Consider the following 14,600-nt stretch of genomic DNA (forward strand, 5'->3'; position numbering starts at 1 on the left):
TAAAAATGACGAAGCTTGCGCTTCATTCAAAAATTGTAAAACTTATTTTTGCCTCATCGTTCAGTTTTCAAAGTTCGTCTGCCGCTCTTGGCGACTTCATTAATTTATCACGTCGTCTATCTCCGCGTCAACAACTTTTTTCACAAATTGTTTTACTGAAATAATCTTTCGCTGTGACAACGTTTATAACTATAATCTCTATTTACCACTTCGTCAATAGAAATATCACAAAAAATAAAAAAAGGTTGAGCCCCTTAGCGAGGCTCAACCCTTCAGTCTTGCGCTAACGGAACGTAACCCGTCCGTTCTACCAATGTTTGTCCTTCTTCAGACGTCATCCAATCCAAAAACGGCTTGTACGTTTCATAATTCTCTTCTGTCGTGATGGCATAAAATTCAGAAGTGATTGGATACGTCCCGTCAGCGATCGTCTCGACCGTCGGGGCAATCCCGTTCACTTGAAGTAATTTAATGTCATGGTCCTCTACCATCTCGGTCGCGTAATAACGGAAAGAAAAGCCAATCGCATTCTTATGGTTGTGGTAGGCTGCCGTCTGCTCGATAATCCCACCCATTCCTTCCGGGACATCTTCGACTGGGGCATCCATCAGTTTCTCTTCCCCCATCACCCGCTGAAGAGCAGTCTGACTCCCGCTCCCTTCTGGACGTTGAAATGCTCGAATCGTATCAGTCTCGCCTCCGACCTCACTCCAATCGTCGAGGTCTCCCGCATAAATTTGCTGTATTTCTTCTAATTTGAGAGAGTCAACCGGATTGTCTTCATGTACAAAGAAGACAAACGCTTCGCGCCCGATCGGCGTCATGTTGAACTGCACACCAGCCTTCTCGGCCGCAGCCACTTGTAGATCCGATGGTCCGGCAACAAAGATGATATCTGTCTCCCCGCGAATCAAACGATCATAGGCTTCACCTGTCGTCGTCGATACGACAGGGCTCTCATCCCATTCTTCGATGCCGTATGGATTATATTCGCCTGATGGATAGACCGTCTCGACGAAAGACGCATAAAGTGGATAAAGGGCTGTCGCGCCATCGAGACGCGGCAACTTCGAGTCTAGTTTAAACGAAGATTCGCCGTCCAGCTCCGCTAAATCTGATTTTTCCTTAAAAGGCTGATAGTCCATCAACTCGACGCCCCGTTCTTCAATCCGTAAACCTTCTGTATACACATAATAGCCTTTCACCGAACCAAAGAAGACGATCCCGAGCACCGTTCCAATTAAAGTGATTCGCTTGAGATGACCTTTTTTCAACGGTGAGAAGTCATATAGCGCCATAATGACAATCACTAACGCCACTCCATACCAAATCGTCCATACAATCGGACGTGCCCCGGCAACCGGATCGTCCATCATGAACAATCCTATGAAAACTGATATGACCCAAGCCACAAACACAATAAACACACTGCCTAATATAAACTTCATCATTTTCATCTAAATCAGCTACTCCATTCGCTTCTATAGTAGTCAGGCGATTTCATAAGCGATTGCTTCGACACCGACACCTTTTGTCGGCCGGGCGACCGACCGGACATATCCTTTTCGAACGAGGAAGCCGACGATGCTCCCAAGGTCGACTTTCAATGCTTGCAAGTTCGGATGCTCCATCAATTCTGAGAACGGCCACGGTTCATCCCGTTGTTGCATCGTTTGTAATAGAAGGAGAGTGCCGGGCAACACTTTCGATTGAATCAAATGTTCAATGCCGATGATCACCAAATGAATCCGCTGTTCCAGCGATTCTTGTCCGCTCACCAGTTCTTCATGTAACTTATATATTTCCAAATCGAGTGTGCGCACTTGCTTCCACAATATGATTTCCGGATGAATTCCGGCCTCCAACACCGACAACCGCGCCAAATGAGTCAAGGCGTGATGGATTTGGGTGAAAGCATCTTGATGCTCCTCTTGTAAAAATAAGCTTCGTCCATCTTCAAAGCGTCGCAACAACTTCGCAAAAGCAAGGGACAGTTGAAGACGTTGCTCATCATTCGAAAAATTACGAAGGCGTTGTCGCAAGTCTAATAAAAACGTATTTCGTTCAAACAAGACCATTCCATCTTCAATCCAATGAATGGCCCGGCGATTCTCGTTCATTAAAATCCAACGATCCATCATCGAGTCACTTACGAGATGAAGAATAATTTTTTCTTGCCCAACCTGATAATGTTTCACTGTCCAGAACGGTTCTTCTTTCGCTTCAATCACAATCAACAGCCGGTCCGATTGATCGGTCAAAGGATCTCTCGGCCGTTTCTTTTTCACTTCAATGATGCCAAGCGTTGTCTTCAAGGCCGCATATTCCGAATAGATCGTGCGCGTCGCATACTCCATAGTCACCTTGATACCTTCTTTCTATAATGATGAACCACAATCGTCCACCCAATAATCTGATACAAAAATGATTCGCCTTCTTTTAAAATTCTCCTGCCAGCGATTGTATGAACTTCTCACGGTCGTGCAGATGAGCTATAGTAAAGACAGACATGGAGGGATTACGAAATGAAAAAACGGGGGAATAAAATCAACCGCGCTCGAAACCTTGCGTTGTTGCTCGTCTTTGCGGGAATCGGAGTCATGTATCTCGGCCTGTTGGCGAAAAGCATCACATGGCTGATGATTATTTTCATGTTGCTCGGCTTCGTGATGGTGTTATCGAGTTCAGCGCTCTACTTTATTATTGGGATGGCATCCACGAAAGCCATCGTCGTCACTTGCCCGAATTGTGAGAAACCGACAAAGATGCTCGGCCGGGTCGACTTATGTATGCACTGCGACGAACCGCTCACGATCGATCAATCGCTCGAAGGTAAAGAGTTCGATGAAAAATATAATAAGCGTCAAACCCATTCACACGAATAAAAAAACATCCTCTGCCTGAGGATGTTTTTTAATGTTTATGCGCTTGTTCAGCTTGGCAAGCTGGGCACGTCCCGTATACTTCAAGACGGTGACGATCGACTTTGAACCCTGTCAATTGAGACGCGACCGATTCGATCTCGTCGAGGACCGGATAGTTGAAGTCGACGACTTTCCCACATGCATCACAGATGATGTGGTAGTGACGCGACGTCACAAAATCAAAGCGACTCGAAGCGTCCCCATAGTTCATCTCTTGAACGAGTCCGACTTCTTTAAAGACGCGCAAGTTATTGTAGACGGTAGCGACACTCATGTTCGGAAATCTCGCCGAAAGTGCCTTATAAATGTCATCCGCTGTCGGGTGACTGTGCTCCGTGACGAGGTACTCCAAAATGGCCTGGCGCTGAGGCGTCATTCTGACTCCATGTTCTCGGAGCGACTGAACAGCATGGTCAAGCATTTCGCTTCCCACGTCAATCCCTCATTTCTTCTATAAAATTCATGCGAAATGTCAGTTAGAATTAACCTATTTCTTACATAGTAATCTTTATAAATAGTGTACTGATTTCTTGAACGGTCGTCAAACGTTGAGCTTATGCGGTTGACGGCTATGATACAATAAGTGCGAATTTGTAAAAGGAGGCAATACATATGGCAACACCATCTACACGCAACAATTCAGACGTTTTGTATACCGACGCCTTGACGCACATCGTCGGCGGGGTCAATAGCCCTTCCCGCTCATTCAAGGCAGTCGGCGGCGGTGCACCCGTCTATATGGAACGAGGAGACGGCGCTTATTTCTATGACGTCGACGGCAATCGCTATATCGACTATTTGGCGGCGTACGGACCGATTATCACAGGCCACGCCCATCCGCATATCCATAAAGCGTTGATTGAGGCGTCGTCTAAAGGACTCCTTTACGGGACACCGCACGCGCTTGAAGTCGAGTTCGCGAAAAAACTAAAGGCGGCCATCCCGTCAATGGATAAAGTCCGTTTCACCAACTCAGGGACCGAGGCGGTCATGACGACCGTTCGTGTCGCTCGCGCCTATACCGGTCGTGAGCTCGTCGTCAAATTCAGCGGTTGCTATCACGGTCACTCGGACTTGATGCTCATCGCGGCAGGCAGTGGACCGGCCACGCTCGGCTCACCAGACTCGGCCGGCGTCACACGAGCTACGGCGAAAGAAGTCATCACCGTGCCGTTCAATGACGTCGAAGCGTTTCGCGACATGATGAACGAATGGGGAAATCAAATCGCCTGCGTCCTCGTCGAACCGATTGTCGGGAACTTCGGGATCGTCGAGCCGAAACCAGGCTTCCTCCAGGCCGTCAATGACATCACCCATGAACATGGTGCACTCGTCATTTACGACGAAGTCATCACGGCGTTCCGTTTCACGTACGGAAGCGCCCAGCAAGTGTACGGGATTGAACCGGATATGACCGCACTCGGGAAAATCATCGGCGGAGGCTTGCCGATTGGTGCCTATGGCGGTAAAGCTGAAATCATGGAGACGGTCGCTCCGCTCGGCCCAGCCTATCAGGCCGGAACAATGGCCGGCAACCCGGCGTCGATGGCAACGGGTCTCGCTTGTCTCGAGGTTCTCGAGCAACCCGGCGTTTACGAAAAGCTCGACGCACTCGGTGCCGAGCTCGAGGCCGGGATTCGTGAAGCCGCAGAAACACATGGTGTGACCATCACGTTGAACCGTTTAAAAGGTGCCCTTACGGTTTACTTCACGGACGAGATTGTGACCGATTACGAAGGCGCCGAAAAATCAGACGGTGAAGTGTTCGGACGTTTCTTCAAATTGATGCTCGAGAACGGTGTCAATTTAGCCCCTTCGAAGTACGAGGCTTGGTTCTTGACGACTGAGCATACCGAACAAGATATCGAAGAGACGATTGCCGCTGTGAATCGCGCGTTCGCCCAACTATAAGCAAAAGGAGATGCCGCGGCATCTCCTTTTCGTTTACACCGAAGGCCGAATCCACAGCTGGTCGTAGCGGGGGTGGCCGAACACATCGACTGGAACTTCCCCTAGAAAGCTCGGGAATCGCCGCTCTCGGGCCACGTGATACAGAGGAATAACAAGTGCCGCTTCTGTCAAATAACGCTCGACGTCACGATGGAGCCACGGCCACGCACTCATATCGGTCTGACGGTAACGGTCCATCATCGTCCGGAGCTCCGTTTCATGCGCGATTAACTTGCCGACGAGTGACAGTTCACTCGTCAAAAACGCGAGAAACGCCAAATCGAGATCTTCGCTCATCATCTCCCCGCATAAAATCAAATCAGCACGCCGGAGCGTCTCCTCTTGTAGTAACGAGGCAATCGTATACGTCTCGGTCTCAACGGTAAAGCCGGCTACGCGCAACTGTTCCGCGACAAGCATCGCGTCTTCTGTCGCAACGTCGAACGGCAAATGCAATAGACGCAGTGGACGGCGCGAACTTCCCGTTGCTTTTGGTGCCGCCACCGGTCGACTCGCCTCCGGGAAAAAACCATGGGCCACTTGATGACGCTCTCCTCCCAAGTCGACGAACGCTTCTTTATGGATTGCCTGTTGAATGGCAAGTCGTGTGTCCATATCATCTTTGAGCCAAGAGTGCTGCAAGTTGAACACGAGATAACGCGCCCCGGCCTCAGCGATCCACTTGACGATGCTCTGATCATCACCGGCGCTCCACTTGGCATAATCCGTTTCTGAGAACGTGACAAATTCGACCACATCTAATGAAGGACGCGGTCGAAGCCCACGCTCGAACGCCCGCAACCGGACGACTTCTTCGGAACGTTTCTCCAATTTGAACGGTCCCGTCCCGACAATCCCTTCTGCCCCTTCATACGTAATGGATGCCGGCGTTTGAGCAAGTAAACGTTCGATGTAGGCCCGGTGCGCTTTCGTATGGATGTCAATGACGTAAGGCGCCGGCGATTCGACCCGTTCGATTGGCGCGAACAACCAAACTTGTTTTCCGCGAGCCAATAATCGATTCAACGAGTAAACGACATCTTTGGCGGCTAACGTCATCCCGTTGTGGAATGTGACGCCTTTTCGGATATAACACCGAAATCCGAATGTCACTTCTTCGAAATGATGGGCAAGGGACGTTTGGACCGTCGCCCCATCCCATTCGAAGAGGCGATCGAAGACATGCCGAGACAAGGACGCCTCCATCGCGATATGGATGTCGAGCGGGTCGAGTGATTCAAGCGTCCGGATACGCGGAAACACGAATCGGTCTTCTTCCGTCTGTTCGAAACCGAATCGACTCCAAATCCGGGCTTGAATCAATTCCCGTAACGCGGGTGGCCACTCCCACTCCAACCATTTGGCCGCGTCCGCCATCGAGGCCGTTGAGAATGAGGTTTCGACCCAGTCGTTCAGCGTCCGAGCAAATCCCGACTGAAAGCGGAGTATCGATTCATGACCCCGCCCTTTCCCGGCCTGATATTCCACCCAGCCTAACGTTTGCCACGCCTTGATATCACGCTTCACTTGTTTCTCACTATAGCCGACTGCTTCAACCGCTTCCCGCAACGTCACTTCCCTTTTGCCCGTCTCTATCGTGTGGCGATAAATCGCCACTAGTTTCGCATTCATGACCTTCCCCCTAAAAGTGGACATGTCCAAATATTTTGTCTCTTTTTACCAAGTGTAGTCCACGTTTAAAGTAGTGACAAGGAGGTGCTCACATGAAATTCAAAGATTTTCCAACCAACGTTCGGCTTCGACTCGTCTGCGGCTTTTTCATCCGCATCGTCGGCTCGGCCATCTTTCCATTCATGGCTTTATACTTTTCAGAAGAACTCGGCAAAATCGCTGCCGGGATCATCATGACGTCATTCGTCATCGTCGGGTATGTCACCGGCTTGTTCGGTGGGTACTTCTCGGATCGCTTCAATCGCAAGCACGTCTTACAAATCGGCCAACTCGTTCAAATCCTTTGCTTCATCGGAATGACGGTGGCGATTCACCCATCAAACAATTGGGCACTCGCCGTGGCCATTCTCTACTTCGGTCACGCGGTCGCCAACGGCTTGAACTATCCGGCCTTGGAGGCAATCGTCATCGATTCGATGGAAGAATCGAATCGGAAAGCGATTTATGTATATGATTATTGGCTCGTCAACTTGGCTATCGCCGGCGGTGTCATGCTCGGCGGTGCCTTCTATCGTGACTACCGCTTCGGCTTGTTCGTCGGGATGACGCTCGTTTTGACGATCACGACGATTGTCTTGCAACGCTATCTCGTCGATTCGCATCAAGGTAACCGGTCGACGCCGGCCAATCCGATTGTCGGCGTGATTCAAAACTACCGGATCGCCCTCAATGACCGACGCTGGATGTTGTTCGTGCTCGGCAGCATGCTCGTCTTCTCGACCGAGTTCCATATGGCGAACTATATCGGTGTTCATTTGGCGGAATCGTTTCAACAGCGCTCGATCGTCGGTGTTCCGTTCGATGGTGTCCGAATGATGGCATTCATGCAGCTCGAGAATACACTACTCGTCGTCGCCATCACGTTCGCCGTCACTGCGTTTGTGAAACGGTACCGTGAGAAATACGTGTTCTTCATCGGCTTGTCGTTATACATCACGGCGTACGCTGCCATCACGTCGATGAACTCGTTCCTGATTCTCGCCGTCTTGGCCGTTGTCTTCACGGTCGGCGAATTGCTGTACTCGCCGATCCGCCAAGTGAAACAAGTCGATTTGCTCGACCCGGAGCGTCGCGCCTCGTACCTTGCTTTCGGTGGACTCACGTTCCACGGGGCCAAACTCGTGGCCGCGGCCGGGATTGTCGTCGGGGCATTCATCGGACCCGTGTTCATGAGTGGCTACATCTTCTTGTTCGGAGCGCTCGGTGCCTACCTCTACTACGTCTCGTTATATAAGATGGAATCGGTGCGCCAGCTCGCCGCATGACGTTTGAAGTGACACCGGAACGGAAACAAGCAAGAGTGAAGGAGGCGAGTGGTATGCCAGCCATTGTATTATTTGATGGAGACTGTAACTTTTGCGACGCCAGCGTCCAGTTCATCTTGAACCGTGACGCGACGGGGAACTTTCATTTCGCCTCGCTTCAAGGCGAGGCCGGTCAAGCTTTACGTAAACGTCATCGTATCAACGACTCGGTCGACAGCATCGTGTTGATTCGCGATGATGTCCCGTACATTAAATCCGACGCGGCGGTCCGCATCGCTGAAGGATTGGATGGGAAGTGGCGTTGGCTCAGGTTTGTGAGGTTTGTCCCAAAACCGATTCGTGATTTCGGCTATGATGTGATCGCTAAACATCGTTATCAGTGGTTCGGACAAAAACAGACGTGCAAACTGCCGACGCCGGAAGAACGGAGCCGATTTCTCGACCAACAACCAAAACCGCCGACTCGATGAGTCGACGGTTTTTTTAGTCCATACAGGTCAAGTACGTCCAGTGGCACTCCGGCATCGGATTACCCATAAAACTGACACCAAGATCATCCGCCCGGTGAATCGTCGTCCATGGGGCATCACCGACTTGAAGATACACTTCATGATGTGGCGATTGCGTATGACTTCCGGACAGCTTGAACGTAGCATTGTCCTTTAATTGCGCGACGATCGTATATTTGATGTCCGGCGCGATAACGAGCGGGTTGCCAACGGAATGTTGCAACCGATACGCCGCCCGCCCGCGGTCGATATCGACATCTTCGAGATACACTTGGTCGACAGAGGCGATATCTTCACCCGTCAAACGGTGATGCTTCGTATAGCCACGCGTCACATTCGCATCTTTTTTGATGGAGACGATCGGAATATCACTCAGCCCCTCGGCCTTCACTTCCGTCCGCGTGCGATAGTCGGTCGCATGAACGTTATAAGGGCGACCGTCTCCTTCAAAATACGGATGAGGCGACAACAAGTTCGGGTTTTTAATCATCGGCGGGCGGATGAACGTCTGGACGCGAAGCTGAATCTGGTCAACCGTCTCCAAATCAGGTCGAATCGGACTGACGAGAAAATACATGACGTACAATTCCTTGTCCCGTCTCGTGTCCGTCTTCAATTCTTTGGCGAGTGACATCGCTTTGCCGACGGCGTGAATGAGACTCGTCCCCGGTTTCTCATCTCGCTTCACAGGGCGGAGCGCCCGCACTTCATACATCGTCGGCTCATGGAGCGGCGTCTCGTCCAAATAAGCATGGCCGACGACTTCGGCAATGCGTCGCCCTTGCCGGTAAATCGCATACGTTTCGACGTCAGCAATCGGGTCCCATTGGAGATGGGTGCCGTTCGAGGCGACGACTGCCGACGTGAGATGACGATTCCAGTACAAGTCGTCAGTTGGGTCCACGGCGGCCGTATACACTTTCGCCACTTCCCCTTGTTCGTCCGTGATGCGATAAGCGACTTGTTCTCCCACACCGGTCTCGTGATCGACATAGTGTTGATCGGTTCCTTCATACACATACTTCCCGTTCCGCGTGAGCCGGACCGCCCCTTCGACTGACCACGTCAGCTCGAGCGCGTCTTTTAGCGGTTTTACCGTAATTAATCCTTCCCCGTTCATCATTGGTTCATCCCCCTTTTGGCATGTCGTTTCTTCATTCCCGTCTCACTGTCACGGAAAACAAAAAGACCTCGAGTTTCCTCGAGGTCCCGTCTCATTCGACGACTGCTAAATCTTGAATCATATACAAATCGTAATAGGCGCCGCGGCGACGCATCAATTCTTCGTGCGTGCCCGTCTCCATGATTTGTCCGTTATCGACGACGACGATTTTATCGGCATCGGTGATGGTCGACAATCGGTGCGCGACGATGAGCGTCGTTCTCCCTTTCGTCAAACGCGCGAGCGAATCCTGAATCATCGCCTCACTCTCAAGGTCAAGCGCACTCGTCGCTTCGTCGAGAATAATGATTGGCGGATGTTTCAAGAAGACCCGGGCGATGGCAAGCCGTTGCTTTTGCCCACCTGACAGTTTAACCCCTTTCTCCCCGACCGGCGTATTGTAGCCGTCCGGCAAGTTTGAAATGAACTCATGGGCGTTCGCTGCTTTCGCGGCGGCGATCACATCTTCGTCACTCGCTTCCGGATTCCCCATCCGGATATTCATCGCGACCGATTCACTGAAGAGGACCGAGTCTTGCATGACCATCCCGATTTGGTCACGGAGGGCCCGCAGTTTAAAATCGCGGACGTCGGTGCCGTCGATTTTAATGCTGCCTGACGTGACGTCATAAAATCGTGGAATCAGGCTGACGAGCGTCGATTTCCCGCCGCCAGACATGCCGACGAACGCGACCCGCTCCCCAGAACGGATGTGCAAGCTGACATCTTGGAGAGCCTGGGCTCCGTCTTTCTCATAAGCGAAGCTGACCCGGTCGAGTTCGATATCCCCAGCCGTTTGTACAGGTACGAAGGCGCTATGCTTCTCTTCGATGTCGTACGGCTCATCGAGGAATTCGAACACACGGTCCATCGAAGCGACTGATTGCGTGAGCGTCGTCGCCGAGTTGACGAGACGGCCGAGCGGTGCATAGAGACGGTCGATATAGGCGATGAACGCGACGAGCGTCCCGAGCGAGACGTCCCCTTGCAAGACGAGCCATGAGGCCGTCGTGAAAATCAAGATTGGAGCGATATCGGTGATCGTCGAGACGACGACGTACGTCTTCGCGTTCCACCCCGTATGGCGGAGTGCGGCCTTCAAGAAACCACCGTTTTGTTCTTCGAACGCTTTGTTCTCATACGGTTCGAGCGCGAAGCTGCGGATGACGGCCATCCCGTTGACGCGTTCGGTCAAATGACCTTGAAGGTCCGCAAGGGCGGCCGAGCGTTCCCGTGTGAGCCGGCGCAACCGTCCATAGAAGTAACGGACGGCGATGGCGTAGAACGGGAGCGGCAAGACGGCGATGAGCGTCAGCTGCGGGTCAATCGTGTACATGATGGCGATGGCAATCAAAATCGTGACCATATCGAGCCAGATGTTCATCAGACCGGTGATGACGAAATCTTTCGTCTGCTCGACATCGTTGATGATGCGCGAGATGATTTGTCCCGTCTTATTATTCGAATAGTAGCGGAGCGACAACTTTTGGACGTGGTCGAACAATCGGTTCCGGACGTCGAACAAAATCCGCGTCGCCGCCCATTGCGCCAAATATTGGCGTAAGTATTCAATCGGTGGCTTTAAGACGAGGAAGACGAAGAAGACGATGCTGAACAGCCAGACGAGCTCCGTGTAGTCGGCAGCCGGAGCATCTTCCGTCAAATAGTTATCGATGACATATTTATAAAGGAGCGGCAACCCGAGCGGGATGGAGAATTTCAAAATCCCGACGAAGATGGTCAGCGCGATTTGTTTTTTATACGGTTTAACGAACTTTAAATAACGTTTAATACTACCCATTAGTTCCTCCTTCAAGAAAAAAGCGGAGATGAGCAATCATCTCCGGTAACGTGCTTCGTATTCGCGATACCATTCATCGACGAATGTTGGGTTGAACGGCCCTTTCCGTCCTCGAATCCAGTTAATAAGTTCTTGAACGTTCTGTTTCAAGATTCGATCAATCGCTTTCGGATAATTCATCTCGCGACGATGCCGCTCATATTCATCCTCATCTAAAATCGTGTACGACATATCCGGGAACACCTTGATGTCCAAATCGTAGTCGATGTACTTGATGGCACGCTCTGCCCCATCGAACGTTGTCGGCGAACCTAGATTACAGTAGTAGTAAATCCCATCTTCGCGAATCATGCAGATGACATTGAACCAAAACTCAGATGAAAAGTAGCAAATTGCCGGCTCACGTGTTCTCCATTGCCGACCGTCTGACTCGCTGACCATGATGCGGTCATTGAATCCGATCATATCCGTTTTTGACGACTGAAGGACGAGCGTTTCTTCCCAAACGCGATGCAAAGTTCCGTTGTGCTTGTAGCTCTGTATCTCGATCTTGCTACCTGCTTTGGGAAATAAGCTCATAAGCTCCTCCTTTCCGCTATGATGCTATACAATTCTCATATTTAATTATAGCGACTTTCAGAACCAATGAAAAAGGAAATCTCTTATTTTCACGAATTTAGTGTTTTTTGGAATGCTTTGGCTCGCGCTTTGAACATCGGTCGAAGCACGAAGTATTCGACAAGGACGGTCGGTACGTAACTATCGAATGTGACCTCATCGACCATGACAGCCTGTCCTCCGACTTGTTCGACCCGATGGACATGGCTGAAGCGACGGAACGGAAACGGCAACTTCACACCTTGGTCACAAAAAGCGTAATTCCCGGTCAATGTGATGGCACTGTTCCACGGTAATGAAACTGGACCGACACCAACCCGCAATTGAACGAGATTCCCCTCGACCGACGCCCCATCCCCAAGGAGCGTCACTTTCGGGAACGATGTCAGTGTTGATAAGAGCGAAGCATCTTGGAGCAGCGTCCAAAGCGTGTCAACGGATGTGTCATATGGCGTTCGTACGTCAAACTGTCTCATCTTTTGCACCTGCCATCTGCTCTAATTTTTGTTGGGCGACCGATACGGTCACCACGTCCCGTGCCTCTTCGTCGAGCCAAGTCCATTCCCCTGCCGGTAACGTCTCGACTTCGTATAAGTCGATGTACCAGACGATGTGGGAAAACACATGTTTCACTTGTCCAACATAGGTTCCGTTTAACTGTTCCCCCGTTCCCCGGTCTGTAAGCGGATATTGCCACATTTCAGCGAGAAGACCTGATTCCGGTCGCTTCATATACGCCGCGCGGCCCTCTTGTCGACAATAAAGCGCATCATACATTTCAATCCGAGCCGCCCCTTTTTTCGTCTTGACCGGGAGTTCATCTTGAACGTTATGGGTATAAGCATAACAATCGTCTTGAACGGGGCAAAGCGAACACATCGGGTTTTTCGGCGTACATACCGTCGCCCCGAGTTCCATGATGCCTTCGTTAAAGTCCGAGGCATGCGCCGGGTCCATCAGTCGACGCACGACTTGCTCAAACAATTTCCGCGTTTTTGGGATGGCGATGTCGTCATAAATCCCGAATTGACGGGACATGACGCGCATGACGTTGCCATCGACGGCTGGTTCCGGCTGATTGTAGGCGATCGAGAGCACGGCCCCGGTCGTATACGGTCCGACGCCTTTCAGTTTTTCGAACCGCTCTTTTTCTTCGGGGACGATGCCGTCGTACACAGCAACGACTTCCCGGACGGCTTGATGAAGGTTTCGGACCCGTGAGTAATAACCGAGTCCTTCCCAATATTTGACGACCTCATCGGGTTCGGCCGCTGCCAATGCCTCAATCGTCGGGAAGCGCTCCATGAAACGGTTATAGTATGGGATGACGGTATCGACGCGCGTCTGTTGGAGCATGACCTCACTCACCCAGACGCGATACGGATTTTTCCCGTGACGCCATGGCAAATCACGCTTTTCGCGATTGAACCACGTCACTAAATTTGTGTTAAATTCTTGAATATTATAATTTGTGAACAATTTATCAACATCGAGCATTTCGTTTCCCCTCGTTTTAAAAATATTGTATGATGAAATGGATCAAATAACGCCGTTTTTTCTACTTATGGAGGTGCTGAAGCACATTGGATACTGCTACTCACATTGGGATGGGACTTTGTTTAAGTGCAATCGCGACCCTCAGCCCAGAGGTGTCAGGCGACGCACAAATGTTTCTAGCCATGACAGCGACGGCTCTCGTCGGCTCGCACGCTCCGGACTTTGACACGGTCTTCAAACTAAAAGGAAATAGCACGTATTTACGCCAGCACCGCGGTCGTTCACATGGGATCACCGCACTCCTCGCCTGGCCGATCATCGTCAGCGCCGTCATCGGACTCGCGCTTGGCGTCAACCCTGCCTCATTATGGGTCATGGCACAAATCGCCGTGTTGCTGCACGTCACGGTCGACTTGTTCAACGCCTACGGGACGCAAGCCCTCCAACCATTTTCGAAGAAATGGATTGGCTGGGGCGTCATCGGGACGTTCGATCCGTATTTGTTCTCTGCCTATTACGGCGCATATGTATTATGGCTTATCACAGGGGCGACTGTCCCGATTTTTGCACTGCTCATTGCGCTCGTCATCAGCTATTACGCCATCCAGTTCAAATTGCGTAATCGCGCCCTCGCCACGGTCGCCCGTCACTTCGCCGGCGCCCACGAACTGTTCATCTCGCCGGGTATCGGCTGGGATGACTGGCACGTCGCCGTTCGATTCCGCAACGGTTTAGGAGCAGTCAAAGTGAAAAAAGGGACAGTCATCGAATGTGGTCGTTTCCGTGACAAGCCGATGCCTGGGGAAGACGACCTTCACTTCGTGGAGGCCCGTAAAAATGCGGATCTTCAATCGTTCCTTGAGTTTTCGAAGATTCACACGTATACGGTCACACGCCACAATGGCATGATTGAATATCGCTTCACGAACTTGCGCTACTTTTCGAAAGACATTTATCCGTTCGTCGCCGTCGTCATCGTCGACGAAGAATCGAATGAAGTGTTGTCTTCATTCACTGGCTGGGTGTTCAGCGAAGAGAGCTTACAAAAGAAATTGGCCTACGAACAGTAAAAAGTCGCTCGCGAGAGCGACTTTTCAGATTGTAGACAAAGTCACGTTTCAGGCGAACTGAAACGTGACTTTGTCGTTTTCGGGCCTTTAGGCGCTCTGCCCGAGCCCCTTT

Annotated in this window: 14 protein-coding genes; 5 read left to right on the forward strand and 9 right to left on the reverse strand. The window is 51.1% G+C overall.

Features of this window, described 5'->3' with window-relative positions:
* Positions 1-272: 272 nt before the first annotated feature.
* Positions 273-1,373, reverse strand: a complete 1,101-nt coding sequence (locus tag KNP78_RS15310; protein WP_251128587.1) for a PstS family phosphate ABC transporter substrate-binding protein — start codon at positions 1,371-1,373, stop codon at positions 273-275.
* A 117-nt stretch (positions 1,374-1,490) separates the two neighbouring features.
* Positions 1,491-2,357, reverse strand: coding sequence for a nucleotidyltransferase-like protein (locus KNP78_RS15315; protein ID WP_034780965.1), 867 nt, complete (start codon positions 2,355-2,357; stop codon positions 1,491-1,493).
* A 168-nt stretch (positions 2,358-2,525) separates the two neighbouring features.
* Between KNP78_RS15315 and KNP78_RS15320 the strand changes: the two genes are divergently transcribed.
* The gene (locus KNP78_RS15320; protein ID WP_034780966.1) at positions 2,526-2,885 is read left to right on the forward strand and encodes a YgzB family protein; all 360 of its coding nucleotides are present in this window, start codon (positions 2,526-2,528) and stop codon (positions 2,883-2,885) included.
* Positions 2,886-2,913: 28 nt separating this feature from the next.
* Here KNP78_RS15320 and perR read toward each other — a convergent pair whose 3' ends face one another.
* Positions 2,914-3,345, reverse strand: a complete 432-nt coding sequence (perR, locus tag KNP78_RS15325; RefSeq protein ID WP_029596002.1) for a peroxide-responsive transcriptional repressor PerR — start codon at positions 3,343-3,345, stop codon at positions 2,914-2,916.
* A 191-nt stretch (positions 3,346-3,536) separates the two neighbouring features.
* Between perR and KNP78_RS15330 the strand changes: the two genes are divergently transcribed.
* Complete coding sequence (locus KNP78_RS15330; RefSeq protein WP_214825386.1) at positions 3,537-4,835, forward strand: glutamate-1-semialdehyde 2,1-aminomutase; 1,299 nt, start codon at positions 3,537-3,539, stop codon at positions 4,833-4,835.
* 33 nt (positions 4,836-4,868) lie between these two features.
* Here the strand turns inward: KNP78_RS15330 and KNP78_RS15335 are convergent, their stop codons facing one another.
* Positions 4,869-6,506 carry an ABC transporter substrate-binding protein gene (locus KNP78_RS15335; RefSeq protein WP_214825389.1) on the reverse strand — a complete coding sequence of 546 codons (1,638 nt, stop codon included), beginning with the start codon at positions 6,504-6,506 and terminating at the stop codon, positions 4,869-4,871.
* A 92-nt stretch (positions 6,507-6,598) separates the two neighbouring features.
* Between KNP78_RS15335 and KNP78_RS15340 the strand changes: the two genes are divergently transcribed.
* Both KNP78_RS15340 and KNP78_RS15345 read left to right on the forward strand, forming a co-directional pair.
* Positions 6,599-7,831 carry an MFS transporter gene (locus KNP78_RS15340; RefSeq protein ID WP_214825392.1) on the forward strand — a complete coding sequence of 411 codons (1,233 nt, stop codon included), beginning with the start codon at positions 6,599-6,601 and terminating at the stop codon, positions 7,829-7,831.
* Positions 7,832-7,884: 53 nt separating this feature from the next.
* Positions 7,885-8,301: a thiol-disulfide oxidoreductase DCC family protein gene (locus tag KNP78_RS15345; protein ID WP_214825394.1), complete on the forward strand. Its 417-nt coding sequence runs from the start codon at positions 7,885-7,887 to the stop codon at positions 8,299-8,301.
* Positions 8,302-8,314: 13 nt separating this feature from the next.
* Here the strand turns inward: KNP78_RS15345 and KNP78_RS15350 are convergent, their stop codons facing one another.
* From KNP78_RS15350 to mutY, 5 genes are all read right to left on the reverse strand, one after another.
* The gene (locus KNP78_RS15350) at positions 8,315-9,463 is read right to left on the reverse strand and encodes a DUF3238 domain-containing protein (protein WP_214825397.1); all 1,149 of its coding nucleotides are present in this window, start codon (positions 9,461-9,463) and stop codon (positions 8,315-8,317) included.
* A gap of 91 nt (positions 9,464-9,554) precedes the next feature.
* Positions 9,555-11,303 (reverse strand): ABC transporter ATP-binding protein, encoded by a 1,749-nt coding sequence (locus KNP78_RS15355; RefSeq protein ID WP_214825400.1) that lies wholly within the window; start codon positions 11,301-11,303, stop codon positions 9,555-9,557.
* 36 nt (positions 11,304-11,339) lie between these two features.
* Positions 11,340-11,882, reverse strand: a complete 543-nt coding sequence (gene ntdP, locus KNP78_RS15360) for a nucleoside tri-diphosphate phosphatase (RefSeq protein WP_021067741.1) — start codon at positions 11,880-11,882, stop codon at positions 11,340-11,342.
* A gap of 89 nt (positions 11,883-11,971) precedes the next feature.
* Positions 11,972-12,397, reverse strand: a complete 426-nt coding sequence (locus tag KNP78_RS15365; RefSeq protein ID WP_034780979.1) for an SRPBCC family protein — start codon at positions 12,395-12,397, stop codon at positions 11,972-11,974.
* Complete coding sequence (mutY, locus tag KNP78_RS15370) at positions 12,384-13,418, reverse strand: A/G-specific adenine glycosylase (RefSeq protein ID WP_214825403.1); 1,035 nt, start codon at positions 13,416-13,418, stop codon at positions 12,384-12,386. Before mutY ends, KNP78_RS15365 begins: the two co-directional genes overlap by 14 nt.
* A 110-nt stretch (positions 13,419-13,528) precedes the next feature.
* On the opposite strand from mutY, the gene KNP78_RS15375 reads away from it, so the two are divergent.
* The gene (locus tag KNP78_RS15375) at positions 13,529-14,488 is read left to right on the forward strand and encodes a metal-dependent hydrolase (RefSeq protein ID WP_233005323.1); all 960 of its coding nucleotides are present in this window, start codon (positions 13,529-13,531) and stop codon (positions 14,486-14,488) included.
* Positions 14,489-14,600: the final 112 nt, after the last annotated feature.

The organism is Exiguobacterium sp. s28 (genome assembly GCF_018618135.1).
In the GTDB taxonomy this organism is placed as follows: Bacteria; Bacillota; Bacilli; order Exiguobacteriales; family Exiguobacteriaceae; genus Exiguobacterium; species Exiguobacterium mexicanum_A.